Source organism: Fibrivirga algicola, assembly GCF_011742925.1.
Taxonomy (GTDB): Bacteria; Bacteroidota; Bacteroidia; order Cytophagales; family Spirosomataceae; genus Fibrella; species Fibrella algicola.
This window is the reverse complement of sequence record NZ_WAEL01000009.1, coordinates 244,853-267,615: the sequence shown is the minus strand read 5'-3', so window position 1 is coordinate 267,615 and position 22,763 is coordinate 244,853. Positions and strand designations below refer to the sequence as shown.

Below are 22,763 nucleotides of genomic sequence, written 5' to 3'. Positions count from 1 at the left end.
GCTAACTGCAATCGTTCCCGATAACGATTGCATGAATAAATTCAGGTAAAAACGTCTGTATATAAAATTGGCGATCTATTCTTACAGCGCCAACACGCTGATTGCCAGAATTTATCGAGTAGCCCTCATCAGAAAAAAGTCCATTCAATCGAACTCCCGCACTGTATGTACGTGCAGGAGGCAGGTACGTTATTTTCTTTAGTCAGCCTTCTGCACGTCCTAATTTATACACCAAGTTTATTTGAACTGCTCATGAACGTTAGTCAACTGGAAATCTCGAATTCGCACCCGTTAGCCCTGCCCGTGGGTGTAACCCTCGATCGATACATCATGCACCGGCAAACGGCCTTTCCGTATGCTACCGGTGACCTATCGCAGTTACTACGCGACATTGCCCTGGCCGGAAAGATCATCCACCGGGAAGTGAACCGGGCGGGCCTCATTGACTTGACGGGTGGTATGGGTGTGCAGAATGTGCAGGGGGAAAGTCAGCAGAAGCTGGATATGATTGCCAATATCCGCTTTTGCCGGGCCCTGAAAAATGGCGGAGAAGCCTGCGCCATTATTTCGGAAGAAGACGAGGACATTATTTTTACGGGCAATAACCAGGGCAAGTACGTGGTAGCCATCGACCCCCTCGACGGGTCGTCGAACATCGATGTGAACGTATCGATCGGCACCATTTTCTCCATTTACAGGCGTGTAACCCCGGTGGGCAGCGAGCCAACAATGGCCGACTTCCTGCAGGGCGGTCGCAAGCAGGTAGCGGCCGGCTATATTCTTTACGGCTCCTCAACGATCATGGTTTACACCACCGGCCATAGCGCCAACGGTTTCACCTATGACGCCTCGCTGGGTGAGTTCATCCTCTCCCACCCCGATATTCACAGCCCCGCCGACGGCCATATTTACTCCTGCAATGATGGCAACCTGGACAGCTATGAAGAGGGCGTCCGCAATTACCTGACCGACTGCCGAAAGAAGCAGTTTACGGCCCGCTACATCGGTTCGCTGGTGGGTGATTTTCACAGAAACCTCCTGAAAGGTGGTATCTACCTGTACCCACCCACCAGGACAAATCGCGAGGGCAAGCTGCGCCTCCTGTACGAAGCGTTTCCACTGGCATTCCTGGCCGAAAAAGCTGGCTGCCTGGCTTCGACGGGCCATCGGGCCGTACTCGACGTGAAGCCCACCAGCCTGCACCAGCGTGTACCGCTCTACATCGGCTCACCCGTCATGGTAGAGAACCTGATCAGTATGCTGGGGTAGAACACGTTCAATAGATTTACGCTGAACGGTATACTGCCACCAGCCTATTGTCAGTTCACGTAGCATAACCACGTTAACTCAAGCGCCTTATGCACGCCTTACTGACTCTTGTGGCCGTCTGTTTATCCGGTACAGCTGCTCTTTGCTCGTCTTCAGTTGAAACAGAACGGGTGGTTAACGCACGAACAGGCATCAATCAGCCGACGCTCTTCACGCCAGTTCCCGACTATGAAACGGTTAGCAAACTTAGCTGCGGGGAAAGTACGCAACAGACTGTACGGCTCTTACTAGGCACTCCTACCGATGTGTCTGTTGGAGCGATACAAAGCGAGTGGATGTACCGGCGCGGCAAAACTAGTGTGCATATTGTGTTCGACGCCGAGAAAAAAGTGGTGGCTTATTCGTACCAGGCCCCGCCGCTCCAGCCTTCAGCTGAACTGGCCATAGAACAGATAAAATTGGTTAAGGCCGGGGACACCGAAGCCGAACTCATTCGGTTGCTGGGAGAGCCTACCTACGCCTCCGTCAGTCTGCGTCATAAAGAAGTATCGTACAATTCGACGCCCAGACAAGCCAGTTTTCAGGTAAAACTGAATACCAGCAAACCCACATTTGTCGTAGCCGAGTACCTGTTTACCGAGCCCCTGAAAAAGTCCGCATCAACTAGTGCCAGTAGCGTATTGACGGCCGATAACGTCTTGACCCTCGAGCAGGGCAAAACGTCGTTGGCCGATGTAGTACAGGCATTTGGTACACCCGCACAGCGGACGATCAGTCTGAAAGATGAACAGTGGTTCTACGAGTCGGCTGAGGCAAGGCTGATGCTCCAGTTCAGCCGAAGTCTACCGGAAACCCTGCTTACTTATCAATACAATACCAAAGCAGCCCAGAAATAGGCCGTGGGCTAGCGTAAGTCGCTAACCAGTTTGTTGAGCAGCTTCTGCTCGCGCAGGTCATAGATATACTCCCAGAACATTACGCCCGCCAGCCCCTTTTTCTTTACGTACTCGATCTTAGGGGTAAACGACGCTTCATCAGCGTAGGAGATAAATGTTTTGGTGTCCGGGTTCCACAGGTACGGCGCCTGGGCATCGGCATCCCAGTAGCGTGTATACCCGTTTTTGCCGATGTATTTCTCGGCCAGTTCGTCGTAGCTGATAAACAGATGCTTACCAGTGGATGGCTGATACAACCCATTATCTACAGGCGTAACGCCGGTCCAGCCCCGCCCGTAAAAAGGCAGACCCAGTACAAGCTTGTTGGCAGGAACCCCCGCCCGGATATGTCCCTCTACGGCTGATATCGAGCTGTTGCGCGACTGATCTCCCTTCTTCGACTGGCCCAATGGACTGTGATGCCCCGTCACTTTATCGTTTCCGTGATACAGATCGTAGGTCATCAGGTTTACATAATCCAGGTACTTCTGCGCCTTGCTCAACTCGGTGTGGCTGACAAATGCGGTATCGCCACCGGTAGCTGCCGTGAGCAGGTAATGAGCCGCCGCCGATCGCTTATCCTGCTTCCCCTGCTCATCCAGCCGATCACGCAGCGCCTTCAGGAAAAGCGTAAACGTCTGCTTGTCTTCGGGCCGGAAAATGTTACCCGCCCCAATCTGCGCCGGGTACTCCCAGTCGATATCCAGTCCATCAAGCTTGTGTTTTTTCAGGAGCGCTACGGCAGCGTTGGCAAATTTTTGGCGCGAGGATGCCGTTAGCGCCGCATCCGAAAAGTATTTACAGCCACCCCAGCCACCAATCGATAGCAGAATCTTCAGGTCTTTATTCTCAGTTCGTAGTGACGTCAGCGCAGCCAGATTGACGGAGTCCCGAGCCGACAGCGGTGCCAGCGTACCGTCGGCGGAGGGAACCGCAAACGCGTAGTTGATGTGGGTAAGTTTCCGCCCGTCGATCTGCTCCTTCGACCACCCCTGGCCGCTGACATAGCCAATTAGTACGGGCGAGGGTTTTCGTGCCTGTGCTACAGCTGGCGCGTTTGGCAGTTGCGCCAGTAAACCAAGACAGATAAGGGTGATTGAGCTCAGGTAACAATTCATCGGGTGACACTCGGCTAGTCTGAAAAGTAAACAGGTACAGTCCCGGAAGCAATCGCATAAACCGACGCGAAGCGGGTAGTACCAACTCAAATGTAGCATGAGAAACGGAAGACCGGATTGAGTTATTAAAAAAATTTAATAAAGCTCCTTCAATCCAATTTTTGACTACCAAAATACAAAAAATAAGTCCCAGTGAAGGCGTGTTTTAAGCTGGTTACCTACGGTACATACACAACTGGCTGATTAGTACTTATTAGGTAGTAATTATAAATTTTATAATCAAATTAATTAAAATAACCGGTAATAATGCAGTTATTAAAATATTTTAAGAACTAATAATATATTTGCCAATCTACACGTCGGTCAAACTGGTGTATCGATGCGATCAGCACAAGTGACGTCAACTGGTCAACCAGCTGCTCTTAGGTGAAATTTGGCGGCTTGCAGTTAGACAATCCATTAACAATCAATCAATTAACAAAAACCAGTTAGTTTAACAGGTCAGTCAACGCCAGCGCATGGATCAACCAGGTGTAAATCAACCAGACAGGTATATACTTAAGTAAATAAACTTGTTTTGACGAGCAGAATATCGCCTTTAGCGTTATTAATCAGGCTAGTTACCAATATGGCATTAGAAAAATTACAGTACCAGTTCCTTTAGTCCGCTTGTCAATAATTAACCATAATCCAAAAAAACGATGAAGCAATGTAGAAACAGATTTACCTTGTTGATTGCCTTCTTTCTACTGGGTTGCTGCGTAGCAATGGCTCAACAGGTAACCGTTCAGGGGAAGGTCTCCGAGAGCGCAACAGACGTAATACCCGGTGCGAATATCCTGATAAAGGGCAGCAACAAGGGGACCGTTACAGACGCTGACGGTCGGTTCTCGATCAGCGCACCTAAAGGTAGCGTGCTCGTGATTCAGTCGCTTGGGTACGTTGCACAGGAGGTAACAGTAGGCGATCAGACCACGCTTACTATCACCCTTGCCGTGAGCGACAAAACGCTCGACGAAGTGGTGGTTACGGCTCTCGGTATTGCCAAAGACAAAAAAGCACTTGGCTATGCGGTGTCTGAAGTGAAGGGCAGCGACCTGACGCAGGCACGCGAAATCAACCTCGGCAATGCCCTTTCGGGTCGGGTCGCGGGCTTGAATGCCAGCAGTACGGCAACCGGACCCGGTGGCTCAAGCCGCGTTATCATCCGCGGGAACGGATCGCTCAGCGGTAATAACCAGCCGTTGTATGTTGTGAACGGGGTACCGATTGACAACTCTAATGTTAACTCAGCCGGTATGTGGGGTGGTACCGATTCAGGCGATGGTCTGAACAGTATAAACCCAGACGACATTGAGACGATGTCGGTACTGAAAGGTGGAACAGCCGCCGCACTGTACGGCTCGCGGGCATCAAACGGCGTTATTCTGATCACCACGAAAACGGGCAAAGCCCAGCGGGGTATTGGCGTCGAATACAACGGCACCTACACCATGGACCGTCCGTTCTCGCTTAACGACTGGCAGTATGAATATGGCCAAGGCACGCGGGGTGTGAAACCCGCCAACCAGGACGAAGCCATTCAGACGGGGGCCCAATCGTGGGGTGCTAAACTCGACGGATCGAACGTAGTTCAGTTCGACGGCGTAGCCCGGCCTTATGTAGCCCAGCGCGACAACGTGAAGAACTTCTACAACGCAGGCAGCACCTTCACCAACACGGTAGCCGTATCGGGTGGCAACGACGTAGCCAACTTCCGATTCTCGGCGTCAGACCTGAATTCGAAGAGCGTAGTGCCTAATGCGGGTTTCAACCGGAAGTCGTTTAACCTGAGCGCCAACGCCAATCTGTCGAAAAAGATCGTGTTTGAAGGCGTGGCTCAGTACAATATCGAGACCGGCACCAACCGGACATTTCTGTCTGATACGCCGAAAAACCCGAACTACGGGGTACAGCTGATTGCCAATTCGGTAGACATCCGTACGCTTAATCCGGGTTACGACAGCCGGGGCTATGAGTCGCTCTGGAACAGCAACGTGTATTCGACCAACCCGTACTTTGCGGTGAATAACGTGCAGAACAGCGACGTCCGGAACCGGTTCATCGGTCAGTTCTCGCTGCGCTACAACATCACCGACTTCCTGTATCTGCGGGGCCGGGTGGGTACCGACTACAACCAGACCAAGTTCGTCAACATTGAACCAACGGGTATTGCCTACGCGACACGCGGTAGCATGAGCCGCACAAACACGCAGATTGGCGAAACGAACGCCGAACTGCTGCTGGGCTTTAACAAGGAGTTCGGCAATATCTCGGTGAATGCTCTGCTGGGCGGTAACCAGATGCGCCGCTCGACCGAGAACCTGCGCTACAACGGCCAGTACTTCGTAGTACCGTTCAACTACTACCTCGATAACACGGTGACTAAAACACCAGGTTACGACTACAGCGCACTGGGGATCAACTCGGTATTTGGCTCAGCCGATATTGGCTATAAAAACGTACTGTTCCTGACTCTGACCGGTCGGCAGGACTGGTTCTCGACCCTGGCGAAACAGAACAACAGCCTGTTCTATCCGTCGGCTGGTTTGAGCTTCGTGGTGTCTGACGTGATGAACGACCGGCCAAACTGGTTCAACTACGGTAAAATTCGCGCCTCGGTAGCCCAGGTGGGTGGTGGGTATCCGAACCCTTACGCCCTGAACCTGACGTATAACCTGCAAACGAACAACTACATTGGCGACGTACCGCTGATGTCGATCAACGGGGGCACGATTCCGAACGCCCTGCTAAAGCCCAACACGTCGACCACGACAGAATTAGGCTTCGAGAGCAAGCTGTTCAACAACAAGCTGGGGGTTGATCTTACCTTCTACAACCGGACCACCACCAACGACGCCGTTACGGCATCGACCTCGTCGGCTACCAGCTACGGCAGCGTACTGCTGAACGTCGGTGAGGTAGTAAACAAGGGTATTGAGTTGCAACTGACGGCTACACCAATTAAAAAGGCCAGCGGCTTTAACTGGAACGTAGCTTATAACGTGGCGTACAACGACAACAAGGTGGTGAAAATCACCGACGACCTGACCACTTTCCAGGTCGATCAGTCACGTACCCAGAGCGCCTACATCTACCACTACACCGGTCAGCCGTACGGGATGATTACAGGCTACCAGGCTCTCCGGAACGCCAGTGGTCAGATCGTATACAACTCGGCCACAGGCTTGCCGCTGCAAAGCGCATTGATGCCGCTGGGTCGTGGGGTGCCCCCGCTGACGATGGGCCTGACAAACACCTTCAGCGTTAACAACTTCTCGTTCAGCTTCCTACTCGACGGTAAGTTTGGCTCGAAGATTTACAGCGCCACAAACTACTATGCGACCGCCAACGGCCTCACAAAAGAAACGCTGAACGGACGGGTTGGCGGCGTAACGGTAACGGGCGTAACCCAGAACGGCGATGCCTTTACCAGAACCTTGACGGCGCAGGATTACTACGGCAGCAGTGCCTATCGGAACATCACCGAGAACTTCGTGTATGATGGCAGCTTCGTAAAACTACGTCAGCTCACGTTTGGCTACTCGCTACCGAAGTCATTGCTGGCCAAGACCCCGATTCAGGCCGCAAGCCTGTCACTGGTGGCGCGTAACCTGCTGATCCTGTACAAGAACGTACCCAACGTTGATCCCGAATCGAACTACAACAGTGGCAATGCGCAGGGCCTCGAAATGTTTGGTGTGCCGCCCGCCCGCAACTACGGTTTAAACCTGATGGTTCGTTTCTAACTCATCGATTCAAACGCATTTACCCATGCTACGATACTTTAAAACCAATCGATTACCCGCGCTGGCCACTCTGCTGACAGCCGGTCTGCTGCTGTCGTCCTGCGACAACGGTTTCGAGCAACTCAACACGAACCCCAACGCCCTGACCACGCCGGTTATTCCAAACCTGCTGTCGTACTCGCAGGTAAAAACGGCGGGTACGGGCTACGAAAACCACCGGGGTAACCTGATTTACGCCGGTGCGCTGGTGCAGCATTTTGCCTCGCTTACCACCTATTGGTCGGGCGACAAATACCTGTACAACGCCCCTTACTCGGATGCATATTTCGAGACGGCCTACGGTGAGCACGTGAAAAACGTAGAGCAGATTATCGCCCTTACGAAAGGCAACGCCGACCAGGTCAACCTGTACAACATTGCGCGGATCTGGCGGGTATTCGTGTACCATCGCATCACCGATCTATACGGCGACATTCCGTACTCGCAGGCGGGACAGGGTTACCTGAACAGTGTATTCAGCCCGAAATACGATAAGCAGGCCGACATTTATGCCGACATGCTGAACGAACTCGATCAGGCTGCCGTAGCGCTGACAACGGCCAAGACCGGTTACGGCGCGGCCGATCTGATCTACGGGGGCGACCTCACCAAGTGGAAGAAATTCGCGTATTCGATGATGCTGCGGCTGGGCATGCGCCTGACCAAAGTCGACGCCGCCAAAGCAGAGTCCTACGTAAAGAAAGCCATTGCGGGCGGGGTGATGCAAAGCAACGACGACCTGGCCAAGATCAACCACGCCGAAGGCAACGACAACACGCGGAACCTCGACAGCAATACGCTCAGAACGCAGGAGTACGACGCGCCTAACCTGAAGGGGAAAGCCAACAGCAAGCTGAGCCGCACGTTTGTTAACTTTCTGAAGAACAACAACGACCCACGGCTACCCTTCATCGCCACACTGTGGCAGGGCAACGCCGACCCCGCACAGGAAGCCTCGGCAACCGACCCGGCCAAACAGAAAGGCCTGCCCAACGGCTATGATGCGCAAACCATCAAAACGGCCATTCCAAGCTGGGGTGTTACCGATTCGCTGCCAGCCTATTCGGAGGCGAACCTGAACAAGATCGCCAGCAACAATGCGCCAACGGTGTTCCAGAGCTATGCGGAAGTAGAGTATTTGCTGGCCGAAGCCGCCGTTCGCGGCTGGGGCGACGGACAGGCTGCTGCGCACTACAACAAAGGCGTAACGGCTGCCATGAGCATGATTTCGCTGTATGGCGGCACCATTCCGGCGGCCTCTATTGCCACGTACCTGGCGGCACGGCCTTACCAGACGGCCGGCACCACGGCGCAGCAACTGGAGCAGATTGCCACGCAGTACTGGGCGGTCAACTTCCTGAATTCGTATGAAGCCTACGCCAACTGGCGCCGCACGGGCTATCCGGTACTGACGCCCACCAACTATGTGGGTAACGAAACGGCGGGCGTTATTCCGCGTCGCCTCCGGTACCCATCAACGGAAAGCAGCAAAAACGCCGCACAGTACAACGCCGCCATTGCTATTCAAGGGCCCGATCTGCTTACCACCCGTATCTGGTGGGATAAATAAGCGTTGGCGCTTAGGGAGTGGGGGGATTGGTACTTGGTTGCTTACGTCAGAGCAAAACCAAGCGTAAGCAACCAAGTACCAATCCCCCCACTCCCAGATTCACTGTTTTGCTCGTAAATTACGGGTTACCGGGCTACCCGTCATGGGTGGTTCAGTAACCCGTAACCTGTTTTTAGATGCACACTTCACGCTACAGATTGCCTTTCTTGCCGTGGCTGCTGGCTACGGCGAGCCTGCTGGGTACGTTCAGCAGCCATGCCCAGTTTACCCGGCTGGCTCCCGAAAAGACATGCATCCGGTTTACCAACCAGCTAACCGAAACGGAAGAGCAGAATGTGCTGGCGTATGAATACTTCTACAACGGCGGCGGCGTGGCCGTGGGCGACCTCAACAACGACGGATTACTCGACTTGTATTTTACCGGCAACATGGTGCCGGATCGCCTCTATCTGAACCGGGGCAAACTGACCTTTAGCGATATCACCAACGCAGCCGGGGTGGGCCGGGGCGGTGGCTGGAAAACCGGCGTAACCCTGGTTGACATTAACCGCGACGGCTGGCTCGACATCTACGTATGCTACTCGGGCAGCGGCGCTCCCGACACCCGCCGAAACCGGCTGTACATCAACAATCACCTGTCGAAAACCGGGCAGCTGACCTTCACCGAACGAGCCGCCCAGTACGGGCTCGATTCCCCCGCTCACAGCACCCAGGCCGCTTTCTTCGATTACGATAAAGATGGCGATCTGGACTGTTTTCTGCTGAACCACAACATCAAGGATTTTAAACGATTCGATGCGGCGCTGACCAAGGCCATGCGCGACGAATTTGCCGGAGATAAACTGCTGCGCAACGACAACGGCCGGTTTGTCGATGTCAGCGAGGCGGCCGGTATCAAGGGCAACCCGATCGGCTTTGGCCTGGGTGTAGCCGTAGCCGACATCAACCGCGACGGCTGGCCCGACCTCTATGTATCCAACGACTATATCGAGCAGGATTACCTGTACCTGAACGACGGCAAGGGGCACTTCACCGACCAGCTCGACCGGGCAGTGGGACATTTGAGTTATTTCTCGATGGGTAACGAGGTGGCCGATATGAACAACGACGGCTGGCCCGACCTGTTTACCCTCGACATGCTGCCCGAAGACAACCGGCGGCAGAAGCTCCTCTACGGCCCCGAGAACTATGAGACCTATCAGAACATGCTTCGTAACGGCTTTTCGCACCAGCTTATGCGCAACATGCTCCAACTTAACAACGGCAACACGGGCGGAACTGCGGCAGGTGTAAACGTACCCACGTTCAGCGAAATCGGGCAGCTGGCGGGCATTTCCAATACTGACTGGAGTTGGACACCTCTTGTAGCCGACTTCGACAACGATGGCTGGAAAGACCTCTTCGTCACGAACGGCTACCTGCGTGATTACACCAACATGGACTTCATGAAGTTTTACGCCGATGCCCAACTAAAGGCGTCGAAGAGAAGCCCATCGGCGATGCTGGACATCCTGAAACAGATGCCCTCGTCGGCTACAAAAAATTACATCTTCCGGAACACCGGTACGCTCACCTTCGAGTCAAAAGTGACAGACTGGGGGTTTGACCACCCCCTACTCTCGAACGGGGCCGTTTATGCCGACCTTGACAGCGACGGCGATCTGGAGATCATCACCAACAACGTCAACGCGCCGGCGTCGATTTACCGGAACGACAACCCGAAACAGCATTATCTGGCGCTGCAACTCGGCGAAACGCCGACAATGCTGGCAACGGGCACGCAGGTCTGGGTCTATACGGGCGGTATGCAGCAATACCTGGAGTTCAACCCGTCACGGGGGTTTCAGTCGGGCATGTACACGCCCCTGCACGTAGGCCTGGGTAACCATACCGTCGTAGACAGCCTACGGGTGATCTGGCCCACCGGAAAAACGCAGCTGCTTCGGCAGGTCAGGGCCGATCAGACGGTGACGGTTCGGCCGGAAGCAGCTACAGGTACGTATCACTGGCCCGCGCCGGCTCCCGCCCTGTTTACGGAAGTGCCCGCCGATTCGGCCGCTTACCGGCATACCGAAGACGTGTACAACGACTTTAAACGACAACCGCTGTTGCCAAATATGCTGTCGAACCAGGGACCACACCTGGCGCAGGGCGACGTGAATGGCGACGGTTCTACGGACCTGTACGCACCGGGCGCTAAAGGCCAGGCGGGTACGTTGCTCCTGGGCAACGCCGATGGCAGCTGGCTCAAAACTACCCAGCCCGCGTTTGCCGCCGACCGGTTATGTGAAGACACCGATGCCCTGTTTGTCGACGTTGATGGTGACGGCGATCAGGACTTATATGTGGTCAGTGGTGGCTACGCGTACCTGCCCGACGATTTACTGCTGCGCGACCGGCTGTACCTCAACGACGGCAAAGGCAACTTCACCCGTTCGGCCGAAGGGCTTCCCTCCGACCAGAGCAGCGACGCCTGCGTGGTGGCATTCGACATGGACCGGGATGGCGACCAGGACCTGTTTGTGGGCGGGCGGGTTCGGCCGGGGCGTTACCCTGAGCCGGTCAGCAGCCGACTGCTGATCAACGACGGGAAAGGTAACTTCAGCGACGCCACGGCCCAACTGGCTCCGTTTCTGACCAATCTGGGATTGGTCACCGACGCCGTGGCGACCGATACCGACAACGATGGCTGGCCTGATCTGGTGCTGGCTGGCGAGTGGATGCCGGTTATGCTGCTGCGAAACGGACAGGGCAAACGCCTCGACAATCCGGCTACGCTGGCACCGGCTGGCTGGTGGAACCGCATCGAAAAAGCTGATCTCGACGGGGATGGGGACGATGATCTGGTACTGGGCAATTTCGGGCGCAACTGCCAGCTTAAACCAACAGCGCAGGAACCCGTACAGCTTACCTACGCCGATTTCGACCAGAATGAATCGATCGACCCCTTTCTGACCTACTACATCCAGGGCAAGCCCTACCCGCTGGCCACCCGCGACGAAGCCCTGAACCAACTGTTTTCGCTCCGGCGAAAGTTTACCACCTACCAGGCCTACGCCGGGGCTACCCTCGCCGATATACTGACGACTGATCAGCGAAGCAAAGCCGATACCCTGCAAGCCACTCAGTTTGGCTCCGGAATCCTCGAAAATCGGGGGGCAAACGGATTCGCCTGGCACGAGTTACCGGTTGAAGCGCAGTTTGCCCCGATCTACGCCATTGCCCTGCTAGATGCCGACGCCGACGGACGACCGGATTTACTGCTGGCCGGCAACCAGTCGAACACGCGGATCAAGATCGGGAAGATGGACGCAAATTATGGGCAATTGTTCCGCAACGAGGGGCAGTGCCGGTTCAGGTACGTTCCTCAGCACCAGACCGGGTTTACCGTAACCGGCGACGTGCGCGACGTGCAGATCATTGGCAACGGCACTACGCAGCAGATTCTGTTTGGGCGCAACAACAACACAATTCAGGTATACCGCAAAACCAAGTGATCTGTATGAAGCGATTCGTTTTGCTCCTGCTGATACCCCTCCTGGCCAACCGGGGTTTAGCCACGCCACCCACTACCCGGTCGGCGGCAGTGGCCTACACGGAGGCACTCAAGCAGTTGACCGACGTGATGGTAACCGACGTAATTGGCCCCTGTGCCGCCGCTCGGTACTACGCCTACGCCAACCTGGCCGCCTATGAGTTTATGTACCGGCAGCAACGTCCGGCCGGGTACGTTGCCCTGACGGGTCGGTTGCGCAACTACCCCCTGCCCGCCGCGTTGGCACCAGCGCCCGGTGTTGATGTTGACTTTGGCACATCGTATATTCTGCTCCGGATGGGCGAGGAAATGCTGCCCTCTGGCTACCTGCTCGAAGCCGCCCGCGACCAGCTGATTGCCACCAGCCGCACCCAACGCCACCTGACCAGCGAGCAGTTGAAGACCACGCGCGCGGTGGCCGACAGCCTGGTGAAGAGACTGCTCAGCTACGCGGCGGCCGATGGGTACGTTAAAACCAGCGGCTACATCCGGTTTACGCCCGGTGAAAAGCCCGGCCAATGGCAACCCACGCCCCCCGCCTACTCCGAGTCGTATGAACCCTACTGGGCCACCCTCCGCCCTTTTTTGCTCGACAGTGCGGCTCAGTTTCGGCCAACTCCGCCTACGCCCTATAGTGAACAAAACGGGTCGGCCTTTTACAGGCAGGCCAGAGAGGTGTACGATACCTGCCGGGTGCTCACCACCGCGCAAACGCACATTGCCAACTTCTGGGACTGCAACCCGTTTTTTCTAAATCAGAAGGGGCATGTCAGTTTCGGCACCAAAAAGATATCGCCGTCGGGGCACTGGGTGGGCATCACCAGTCTGGTGAGTGTGCAGGAAAAGCTGACCCTGGCCGAAACCGTTCGCTGGCACGCGCTGGTTGGGCTGACCATGGCCGACGCCTTTATTTCGTGCTGGGAAGAGAAATATACCAGCAACCGGATCCGGCCCGAAACATACATCAATCAACACATCGACCGTAGCTGGCGGCCACTGCTACAAACGCCCCCGTTTCCCGAATACACCAGCGGGCACAGTGTGATGTCGCAGGCCGTGGCAACCGTTCTGATGGCGCTGGCTCACCGGCCAATCCCGTATACCGATACCGTGGAGGTGGAATTTGGCGTACCCGCCCGCCGGTTCAGTTCGTTTACCCACGCCGCCCACGAAGCCGGCATTTCTCGCCTGTATGGCGGTATTCATTTTCGCGATTCAATTGAAAATGGGATGCAACAGGGTGAACAGATTGGCCAGTTTGTGCTAAAAAAGCTCGGTCTGGCTCCTTAAAACCGTATAAAGAATGGGCTTTCCTCATACTAAATGTATCCGGGTAGCCAACGCATTTACCCTGCACAGGGTCTACAGTTCATTGGCGTGAATTGCTGGCATACAACTTGTTTGCTCCAACTAGGCCAAAATACAATGCAATTTTGACCAAATTAGATCTAATTAAGTACTTCGTAAGTAGCCAGCTAAACAATAGTGACTTTGTGCGCATAGAACGTACTGGCATGGCATCTTGACGATTACCCTAAAGCGGCTGCCGAAACGCGTACGCTACTAGGACACGCTTCCAACCACACAATCGGCCTTATCTAAGATGGCTGATGCCAGAGCGAATTGATATTATGTATGAACAGCGGGTTGTCTCTATCATTGACACAAAAAAGAATAAGTTAAAGCGCCGGATCATTGCCGAATTGTATGAGTCAAACTCACGGACCATCGCTCAGTTAGCCAGTTCAGTGCATACCAGCGTGCCGTCTGTTACCGGCCTCATTGATGAGTTAACTTCCGCTAACTGGGTTTGCAGCATTGGCACAGGAACCGCTCAGATGGGCAGAAAACCGTCTCTGTTCGCGCTGAAGCCCGACCATTACGTCACCATCGTCATTGATATTACCGTTCATGATACCAAATTGCTGGTGATCGACCTGGCCAATCAGGTGCTGCACCGCTTAGATATGGACCTCCGGCTAGGTGAATCGTCTTCCTTTGTCGGGGAGTTGCGGGAGCCGCTGCAAGAGCTGGCACATCAGCTCCAGGCCGACGCCCTCACGGTTATTGGGGTGGGTGCCACCATGCCAGGGCTCGTTAACCCGGAACTGGGTTTCAACTTCACGCATCCCGAGCTGAATCAGCCGGGGCAATCTCTGAGTTCGCTTTTCGCCTCGCTCTTCGACGCGCCGATTTTTTTTATCAACGACACCAAATCCATCCTGTTTGGCGAAGCCAGATTCGGGTTGGCTCAAGGGAAGAAACACGTCATTTCGATCAATATCGACTGGGGTATTGGTCTGGGCGTGATGATCAACGGCGAAATTATCCAGGGCACGTCGGGTTTCGCAGGCGAGTTAGGGCATATCCAGATCAAAGCCGACGGGGAGTTGTGCACCTGCGGCAAAATAGGCTGTCTGGATACCCTCACGTCGGCTTCGTCGTTGATTCGCCGTGCACGTCTGGGTCTGGCTCAGGGTCAGCCATCCGGGCTTGCCGACGCAGGTCCCGACAATGTAACCATCGAGTCGATTATTCAGAAAGCCAACACCGGTGATGGCTTTTGCCTTGGTTTGTTGCGCAATGCCGGGAGTGAACTGGGCCGTGGCCTGGCCATTGCCGTGCATCTGTTCAACCCTGAACTCATCATCGTAAATGGAGTATTGGCGAAAGCGGCCACGGCCATTACCCAGCCCATCGAACAGGCGCTGATCGATCATTGTCTGCCCGATTACCAGAACAGCCTCACCATTCGGCTCTCTAAACTTGGCGAAATGGCCAAGCTCTACGGCACCCACGCCTACGTGCTGCAACGCCTGCTCGACCATGAACAAATACCCTGATTGCGCTGCACCAGGTACGTGCCTTGACCGGCTTCGCACGGTGTTGCTTCGCTAGTCGGCCCTGTCTACCGTTGCGGTGCGCGACTAGCGAAGCAAAAACCAGTTTGCGCCATTAATCAACTTCCACCATGGCTTTGATAACGCCGTTGGCCGGGTTGAGCCAGCTGGCAAACTGGTCGCTTACGGCGTCGAAGGCAACACGGTGGGTAATGTAGGTCGTTGGATCAATCAGGCCTGCTTTCAGCGAGGCAATTACGTGTTCAAAATCAGTGCGCGTGGCATTACGGCTGCTCATCAGCGTGGCTTCCCGTTTATGAAACTCAGGGTGGCTGAAGCTGATTTCCCCTTTCTGGAGGCCCACCAACACGTACCTGGCCCCATGCGCCATGTACTGAAAGCTATTGTTAATCGCCTTCAAACTACCCGTTGCGTCGATGACTACCGTTGGCATGTCGCCCTGGGTGATGGTCTGAAGCTGCTCGAACACATCGGCAGACCGAGCATCGATGGTGTGCGCAACGCCCAGCTTCTCCCGGCAGAAGGCGAGGCGATCCGGATTTATGTCCAGCGCGATCACCTGCCCACCGGCAATCCGGGCAAACTCCATGATACCTAGTCCAATGGGCCCTGCCCCGATCATCAGTACAAATTCACCGGGTTCAACCGCCGCCCGACGAACGCCATGCGCGCCAATAGCCAGGGGTTCAACCAGTGCCAGCTCATCGACTGACAATCCATTGCCATGCACGAGCGAATAGGATGGCACCGACAAGTATTCGGCCATGCCCCCGTCGACATGTACACCGCTTACCTGCATCTGCGTGCAGCAGTTGGGCTTCCCCCGCCGACAGGCAATACAAACGCCGCAGTTGAAATACGGAATAAACGTGACCAGCTCACCCGGTTGGAAATCGGGGGCACCGTCGGCTTCGACCAGTTCGCCAGCCAGTTCATGACCCAAAATCCGGGGGTACGAAAAAAACGGCTGAGTGCCCTCGAAGGCGTGCAGATCAGTACCGCAAATCCCGATGCGTTTGATGCGGATAATGGCCCGGCCAGCGGCAATTTCGGGCTTCGCTCCCTGTTCATACGCGAACTGTCCGGGAGTGGTGCAGACTAAGGTTTTCATACGGTGAGCAAGCTAACTGTAAAAGAGTTGGAACAGGTACGTTGGCCTAAAAAACCTACGTACCTGCCCCGATCCTGTCAGCGCATGGCTGGATTGAGAGCGCATAACGAGGCAGTTGTATTACGAACGCTTCACGAGGATTTGGAACGGTATAGGCCAAAACATTCCCGTTGCACGACGATAACGTGGTACCTATGGCCCGCAAACAGATAGGCGTTAATCTCCTCGGGTCGCTAAGGGCGACTGAGGCGGTGTGGCCATCGTATGCAGGCATCGAGTACACCTGGCGTGTTCACGGTGCCTCAAAATTTGCGGTAAAGGGGCTCGCCTTATTTTGGAAAAAATTGGTTATCCAGCTGTAAAAGCCGCCGATGCAAAACGCCTGGCGACAGGAGAAGCCTGGAGCCACGTTAGCGCGGCCGCTCACGGAAACGACTAAACGAACAGCGAGTAAACATGAAAGCAGTAGGATTCAAGACGTCCCTCCCCATCACCGACGCAGCCAGTTTTATCGATATCGACATTGCCAAACCCACACCCGGCCCGCATGAGTTGCTGGTGAAGGTCAACGCCATCTCGGTGAACCCGGTCGATTTTAAAATCCGGCAGAACTCGGCTAAAGACACGGTGCTGGAACAGCCAAAGATCATTGGCTGGGACGCTTCGGGGGTGGTCGAAGCGGTGGGAAGCGATGTGTCCCTGTTCAAAGTGGGCGATGCGGTGTACTACGCCGGCGACATCACCAAATCGGGCAGTAACGCCGAGTACCAAGTCATCGACGAACGGATTGTGGGCCGTAGGCCAACCTCTCTCTCCGATGAAGACGCGGCGGCTATTCCACTGACCGCCCTGACGGCCTGGGAAATATTTTTCGACCGGATGCGTCTTTCGCGTGAGCGCGACCAGCACAAAACCCTGCTGATCATTGGCGGCGCCGGCGGCGTGGGGTCCATTGCTATTCAGCTGGCCAAAAAGCTGCTGGGTCTGCACGTGATCGCCACCGCATCGCGCCCCGAGACAGCCGACTGGTGCAAAAAGATGGGCGCAGACGTCGTGGTAAATCACCGCAACCTCGTTGAGGAAGTCCGGGCCGCTGGCTTCCAGCACGTAGATTATATCGTCGATTTTGTGGATACCAACGCCTACTGGGATACGCTGGCCGAACTCATTAAGCCCCAGGGACACATTGCCTCTATTACGGGTAGTGCGGCGCCCGTTGTGCTGAACAAACTCAAAAGCAAGAGCGTCAGCTTTTCGTGGGAGTTGATGTTTACGCGCTCCTCGTTTCAGACGGATGACCTAATCGAGCAGCACCACATCCTGAACCGGGTGGCTGATTTGCTCGACGAAGGCGTGTTGGCACCGACGCTCACCCAAACCCTGCATGGTCTTTCGGCCGACACGCTGAAACAGGCACACACCCAACTGGAATCAGGCACAACGATTGGTAAACTGGTCATCACCTACTAAGCACGGACCGGATAGCCTATTAAAAACCATAACAGAACTGCAGCAGAACAGCGGGTTTCCTCCACCGGAACACCCGCTGTTCACGCTGATTGGCAGCAAGGAGTTAACGACCTCGATCAGCGGGGCTCGCTTCACGAGCGACTTCTACCCGATCGCGCTCAAAAAGATCAAATAGGGCTAGGTCCACTACGGCAAAGCCCAGTACGACCACGCTGATAGTTCGATGGTGTTTGTGACACTACGTCAGCTCATTGGGATGAGCCATGTGCAGTTTGCCGAAAAGGGACTCCAAATCTTTTCCCACGAAAAATACCTGTCGGGTCATTGGCCGCACGACCAGATCACAGGATGCGTAGGAGAAGAAACTACTTAGCGAAGCAGCCTGTACCGCAAACATCACCAGCGTGTAGTGCCAAACAGCGCGGTCATTTTTTCCCAAAAATCGGCTTGGGGAAGCAGTTGCAGCCAGGAACATAGCAGTAAAGCGGCCCAGCAGTAGCCTAGTTGCCGGCGGGCCCTGACGTTAGTCCATCGGCTGACCCAATAGGCTGTCCCCATGAGCAGCGGCAGGCTGGCGGGGGCCATGAGCCGGGCGTTTGGCCCACTGAACGGACTGAAAGCCCGCAGGGCGAACAACACAACCAAGTACGTACCTGCCGACCACAACAAGACCCGGAGCAGTTGCTGATCGGTGGGTAACCAGTTGGGCAGGGTGTGGCGCTGCTGTTTCAGGCGGAGCCAACCCCAGCGGAAAAGAACGACTTGCAGAACAACACCAACTACAACCAGCAAAACCGACCCATCGGGTACGTAGTCGCGCAGGAGCAGCAGTTCATTGACGAGGCTGAGTGCCAGTATGGACAGCGTATCACTCGCTGGTTCAGGCGATGTCACGAAGCGCTCCCCGCCATAGGCCGATGAGGTAAGCAGCCAGTTGAGCAGAAAATAGCCCAGCATGCAACCCGCAGACAGGCCCATGTACAACAGGTCGGGGCCACTGCGTTGCCGGGCGTTTGTCAGGCCTTGTTGCCGATACGTTCCCAGCGTCAGCAGACCATACACGATCAATACGTACCCACCAACGTACCTGAGCAGAAAGAGCGCCATGGTCAGCATAAACAGCTTACCAACGTACCTAAGGTGGGGCCGCCGTTCGGGAATTGCCTCGGCTGGCTGGCTCATCAACCAGATCCATTCCAGCAGCACCATCAGAAACGCCCCCTCCGACCAGATATAGGTCAGGATGCGCAGAAACCCGCCCAGCAGGAACACGGAGCCCATCCATATAGCCCGCCGGGCACCAATGCGTTGCCGCCAGATGAGCAGAAAACCACCCGTCAGCAGCATGGTCAGTACCTTCGACGCCACGAGCACCGACGTACCTGTGAGCCGGGCAACGGCACCAATCAACAGCGGGTACCCCACCGGAAACGTACTGTCCCAACCAGTGGCTGTGTGCCCATAGGTATCACCCGTTACACCTACCAGCCAACTCGCCGTAGCCAGGTAATAGGCCGAATCAGGGCTTACGTAGTGCGTGGGGTTCAGGTAGCTCAGCTCCCCGATCAGGGTGCAGATCAGGAGCCACAGCGCCAGCAGCCAGCTATCGTTTTTCGTCATCGGATCAGTACGATTCGGCCCGTCAACTGCTGCTTCGCAGTTCCCTCGAAGGTATCGTACCCCGGCAGGTCAAGGCGGTACAGGTAGGAGCCCGCTGCCATGGGTGCCCCCGAATCATTCGTCCCATCCCAGGTAAACTCGTTGGTGCCAATGCCCGTTTGCAGCTGCACGGTCCGCACAGTCCGCCCAGTCAGGTCGATCAGGCGGAGCGTAGCAGACTGGGGCGGTTGGGTGCCGGTCAGCACGTACCTGATCGTGGTTTGAAACACAAACGGATTCGGCGCAACAGTAACGTTCTGCACCACGGCGGCCTGTTTCACCGCAAACCGGATAGCGTAGGGGCGGGCCCGGTTTCCGCTCAGATCGCTCCCGTACACTTCCAGCGTGTACAGGCCGTCGGGCAACGGTTGCGCTGGTCGATACGCAAGCCGGAATGCACCACCCTCGTAGCTCCAGGTGGCCGTTCCTGCCGTGATTGCCAGTTGTTCGAAGGAACACGGCTGTTGCGCGCAGGGCCGTTGCAGGTACAGTTCAAGCCCCGTAGGGTCGGTACGCAGCAGGCGCGTATTGTCATCGGCAATCAGCACCGAAATGAGCGGTTGAGGCGCGACAAAGGCATCATTGGCAATGCGCCGCCCATCAAACGCCACCTCGACGATCGGCGGTATATTATCGGGGTCGAAGGGCAGGTTCGCCACTGTACCATCACTTGCTACCTGGAGCCTGTTGTTATCGCGGCGTTCCTCCTCAAACAGACCGTCAGCATCGGCGTACAACTCAAAAAACGTACCGGCCAGGGTGGTAAGAGGTAGGACAAGGCGGAGCGTATCTGAATAGCGAGCGGCGTTTATCGGTTGTTTTACCTCCTGAAGTAACTGACCGGTAGCGGCGTACTGCCGAACCCGCACCTGCGGACGCTGCGAGAGCGCCCGGCCCAGGTTCAGCGCAACGACCGTAAGGGTTAGTGAATTGGGAGATGGCTGTAGCCGAATACTGGTTTCCGAAAACGCAAAGTCGGGTAAGCTGAACGGAAAGAGCCGCACCGCCGGATCGCCCTGCAACGTGATCTGCTCAGCGTTGGCCTTATCATAGATCGAGCTGTTCACGGCCATGTAACGCCGAATACTCTCGGCCTGAATGACACCGAACGGGCGAGCATACCAACTGCTATCGGTTAGTACGCTGTACAGAACGTCCGTATACGTTTTCAACGAACTGGCAAAGCCATTATAGGTGTGTGCCAGCGCCAGAATAGCCCCTCGCTCGGGCGTGAGTACCCAATCGGAAACGAAGGTTCTTTGACCAAAATAGAAGTTCCCCGTCGCACAGCCGTTGACCAGCAGCAGCGGATACCGGCCTTTATTGCGGTAGCCCAGTCGATCGTTGCTCACGAATCCAATGTCAATGTCGGCTACGTCGAGGCTCGAGTGACCAAACATCGAGATAATACCCACGCCCGCATTCACCTGGTCAACAATCGGGATAGTTTCTACCGTGGCATCGGTTTTCTTCGATACCGATTCAACCTGACCAGCAACGGTCCTACCCGTTAGCCGGGCCCCGAATTCGTCGACAAACGCCCGGAACAAACTCAGCTCGTACGCCGACTGCCCGCCGCTCATGTTCAGCATTTTCTTGCGCCACGGTGCCGTACTGGCCGCCGCTTCGTGCTCTTTCACCTTGTTCAGGTAGTCGAGCACCTGCTGCGGTTGCGTTACGTTCAGCCGCCCCACCGGCAGCGCAGGTACGTAGTCGGGTCGGCCGGACAGACCCGTCACCAGCGCCAGGTCAGAGCCCGGCCAGCCCCCGTTGGGCACCATGTCGAGGGAGTTGATCAACGGATTTTTGCGAACGCCCTGCGGATCGCGTGACTGACCGATCAGCAGCAGGGCCTTTGGCGAACCCGTCCGGCTGAGGTAATCGACAAAGCGGCGGATAGCCAGCGGGGTCCGTTCACCGTAACTAAACTGGTTGTAGAGTTGATCGATCGTAACGCTCAGTGTATCATAGCCGCCGCCCGCCCTGGATGCCCGATAAGCAGCATATTGGGTCACGGCGTCGGGCTGGCTGGCAATGGGTGCGCGCAGGGCCGGATGGGTCACAATCACAAAGCCAGCTTTGGCGGGATCGATGGCCCGGAAGGTCACCCGCTGAATGCCAGACACAGGGAGTACGGTACTGGTCATCAGCAATTGCCTCGCCACGCCAGCCTCCCGAACCACGCTCGTCCAGGTGCCATTGGTAAGGTTACTGTTCACAAACGTACCCGATAAAACCGACGTTTGGCCCGGTATGGTAAGGTCGAATACCCGTCCGGTGCTGGGTACGTTGGTCAGCCGGAGCAACGCCCTCCCACCGGGGTCAGAACTGGTCCGGAACTCGCGGTACGTATAGCCGCCCAGGTCTGGCTGGTGGGGGTATTCCACGCGCAGGTAAGCCATCGACACGGCTTCACCTTCCTCCTGCGGGCTCAGGCTACAAATTACCCGCCCACCGTCGGCCATATCGGTTGTCGACAGGGGAACGCTCAGCGTAACGGGGTCATAGTCCCGGCTCTGCACCGGGTCAAGCGTACGCGGCCGGGCGCGCTGCCCAACCTGCACCTGAACGGTGTGACTGGTAGGGGTGCGGCCAATGTACTGAACCGTAAGCGTTGACGTGGTCAGGCTCGTATGCAGCACTTTTGTTAACGTGAGGGTCTGTTCACTGCGTGTTTTCGCATTGATGCTGTTCCCCATCCACCCCTCCCCCACATCGTAGGCGGTCAGAATAGCCCCGTTTCCGTAGCCTGCCCCAATGGGATAAATGTTCCCGGCCGGGTACTGATCGGTGAACACCCGCAACTCGTTGGCCCAGATATACGGTTGCGGCGTCAGCGTGCCGACGTCCGTATCCGCGTATCTGCTCATTCGCTTACCGGGTAGTGCCGTTGGGCGAGCCGTCAGAAAATAGGCAGTCGTATCAGAATACAGGCTGTAGTACGCGTGAGGCTGCGCCGTAGCGGGCCGGTACAGTGCTGAGTCCTGCAGGCCATCATTTCCCTGGCCAATAAACTCGATGTAATCGGTGGGGTCAAATTTCCCGTCGGCCTCCCCTTCTACCAGAATAGCCTGCTCAACACCCCGATGAAAGAGTTGCAGCGTTTTGGGGTCGAGGGTAGCGAGCGGCATACCTGCCTGTTGCAGATCGGCGAAGGTGATCCGGTAAAGCCCTTTTTGCGCGACCGGAATTTTGTAATACGGTTGCCCGATAGTGATCCATTCATTGCCAAGTACCGCTCTTTGGGCCGTGACGGTAGTACAGCATATGGTAGAAAGCCAAATAAGATTGAGAACGAGTCGCATGGATAGATAGAAAACAGGCCATTAAGTTACAGGTATTCCCCTGTTTGCCCACTCCGGTCACCGGTCTCCATTTATTGACAGGCAACGAAACAGGCCGCCGTCA

Annotated in this window: 12 protein-coding genes; 8 read left to right on the top strand and 4 right to left on the bottom strand. The window is 55.7% G+C overall.

Translation table 11 applies throughout. From position 1 onward, the window contains the following. Positions 1-252 precede the first annotated feature (252 nt). Both fbp and F7231_RS22590 read left to right on the top strand, forming a co-directional pair. Positions 253-1,269, top strand: a complete 1,017-nt coding sequence (gene fbp / locus F7231_RS22595) for a class 1 fructose-bisphosphatase (RefSeq protein ID WP_085414210.1) — start codon at positions 253-255, stop codon at positions 1,267-1,269. 89 nt (positions 1,270-1,358) lie between these two features. After that, positions 1,359-2,165 carry a hypothetical protein gene (locus F7231_RS22590; RefSeq protein ID WP_166693647.1) on the top strand — a complete coding sequence of 269 codons (807 nt, stop codon included), beginning with the start codon at positions 1,359-1,361 and terminating at the stop codon, positions 2,163-2,165. Positions 2,166-2,173: 8 nt separating this feature from the next. On the opposite strand, the gene F7231_RS22585 is transcribed toward F7231_RS22590, so the two are convergent. Beyond that, a complete protein-coding gene (locus tag F7231_RS22585) occupies positions 2,174-3,322 on the bottom strand; it encodes a glycoside hydrolase family 18 protein (protein ID WP_166693646.1) in 1,149 nt (382 codons plus the stop codon). Between the two features lie 767 nt (positions 3,323-4,089). Here F7231_RS22585 and F7231_RS22580 point away from each other — a divergent pair. From F7231_RS22580 to F7231_RS22560, 5 genes are all read left to right on the top strand, one after another. Further along, positions 4,090-7,110, top strand: a complete 3,021-nt coding sequence (locus tag F7231_RS22580; RefSeq protein WP_229364947.1) for a SusC/RagA family TonB-linked outer membrane protein — start codon at positions 4,090-4,092, stop codon at positions 7,108-7,110. 25 nt (positions 7,111-7,135) lie between these two features. Then, positions 7,136-8,719: a SusD/RagB family nutrient-binding outer membrane lipoprotein gene (locus tag F7231_RS22575; RefSeq protein WP_166693645.1), complete on the top strand. Its 1,584-nt coding sequence runs from the start codon at positions 7,136-7,138 to the stop codon at positions 8,717-8,719. 176 nt (positions 8,720-8,895) lie between these two features. Then, the gene (locus tag F7231_RS22570; RefSeq protein WP_166693644.1) at positions 8,896-12,216 is read left to right on the top strand and encodes a VCBS repeat-containing protein; all 3,321 of its coding nucleotides are present in this window, start codon (positions 8,896-8,898) and stop codon (positions 12,214-12,216) included. Between the two features lie 5 nt (positions 12,217-12,221). Continuing rightward, on the top strand, positions 12,222-13,544 hold the full coding sequence (locus F7231_RS22565) for a vanadium-dependent haloperoxidase (protein WP_166693643.1): 1,323 nt from the start codon (positions 12,222-12,224) through the stop codon (positions 13,542-13,544). A gap of 320 nt (positions 13,545-13,864) precedes the next feature. Further along, a complete protein-coding gene (locus F7231_RS22560) occupies positions 13,865-15,097 on the top strand; it encodes an ROK family transcriptional regulator (protein WP_229370241.1) in 1,233 nt (410 codons plus the stop codon). Between the two features lie 112 nt (positions 15,098-15,209). Here the strand turns inward: F7231_RS22560 and F7231_RS22555 are convergent, their stop codons facing one another. After that, positions 15,210-16,226, bottom strand: coding sequence for a zinc-binding alcohol dehydrogenase family protein (locus F7231_RS22555; protein ID WP_085414217.1), 1,017 nt, complete (start codon positions 16,224-16,226; stop codon positions 15,210-15,212). Between the two features lie 456 nt (positions 16,227-16,682). Here F7231_RS22555 and F7231_RS22550 point away from each other — a divergent pair, with 456 nt between their 5' ends. Then, positions 16,683-17,696, top strand: a complete 1,014-nt coding sequence (locus tag F7231_RS22550) for a zinc-binding alcohol dehydrogenase family protein (protein ID WP_166693642.1) — start codon at positions 16,683-16,685, stop codon at positions 17,694-17,696. Between the two features lie 396 nt (positions 17,697-18,092). Here F7231_RS22550 and F7231_RS22545 read toward each other — a convergent pair whose 3' ends face one another. Both F7231_RS22545 and porU2 read right to left on the bottom strand, forming a co-directional pair. Next, on the bottom strand, positions 18,093-19,316 hold the full coding sequence (locus F7231_RS22545) for a hypothetical protein (RefSeq protein WP_166693641.1): 1,224 nt from the start codon (positions 19,314-19,316) through the stop codon (positions 18,093-18,095). Next, positions 19,313-22,660, bottom strand: a complete 3,348-nt coding sequence (gene porU2 / locus F7231_RS22540) for a putative type IX secretion system sortase PorU2 (protein WP_166693640.1) — start codon at positions 22,658-22,660, stop codon at positions 19,313-19,315. Before porU2 ends, F7231_RS22545 begins: the two co-directional genes overlap by 4 nt. Positions 22,661-22,763 lie beyond the last annotated feature (103 nt).

What these genes read in the sequence shown, in the direction of transcription:
- fbp (WP_085414210.1), top strand. Translation starts at nt 253, where the DNA reads ATGAACGTTAGTCAACTGGAAATCTCGAATTCGCACCCGTTAGCCCTG.
- F7231_RS22545 (WP_166693641.1), bottom strand. Translation starts at nt 19,316, where the DNA reads ATGACGAAAAACGATAGCTGGCTGCTGGCGCTGTGGCTCCTGATCTGC.
- F7231_RS22550 (WP_166693642.1), top strand. Translation starts at nt 16,683, where the DNA reads ATGAAAGCAGTAGGATTCAAGACGTCCCTCCCCATCACCGACGCAGCC.
- F7231_RS22585 (WP_166693646.1), bottom strand. Translation starts at nt 3,322, where the DNA reads ATGAATTGTTACCTGAGCTCAATCACCCTTATCTGTCTTGGTTTACTG.
- F7231_RS22560 (WP_229370241.1), top strand. Translation starts at nt 13,865, where the DNA reads ATGCCAGAGCGAATTGATATTATGTATGAACAGCGGGTTGTCTCTATC.
- porU2 (WP_166693640.1), bottom strand. Translation starts at nt 22,660, where the DNA reads ATGCGACTCGTTCTCAATCTTATTTGGCTTTCTACCATATGCTGTACT.
- F7231_RS22555 (WP_085414217.1), bottom strand. Translation starts at nt 16,226, where the DNA reads ATGAAAACCTTAGTCTGCACCACTCCCGGACAGTTCGCGTATGAACAG.
- F7231_RS22575 (WP_166693645.1), top strand. Translation starts at nt 7,136, where the DNA reads ATGCTACGATACTTTAAAACCAATCGATTACCCGCGCTGGCCACTCTG.
- F7231_RS22580 (WP_229364947.1), top strand. Translation starts at nt 4,090, where the DNA reads ATGGCTCAACAGGTAACCGTTCAGGGGAAGGTCTCCGAGAGCGCAACA.
- F7231_RS22565 (WP_166693643.1), top strand. Translation starts at nt 12,222, where the DNA reads ATGAAGCGATTCGTTTTGCTCCTGCTGATACCCCTCCTGGCCAACCGG.
- F7231_RS22590 (WP_166693647.1), top strand. Translation starts at nt 1,359, where the DNA reads ATGCACGCCTTACTGACTCTTGTGGCCGTCTGTTTATCCGGTACAGCT.
- F7231_RS22570 (WP_166693644.1), top strand. Translation starts at nt 8,896, where the DNA reads ATGCACACTTCACGCTACAGATTGCCTTTCTTGCCGTGGCTGCTGGCT.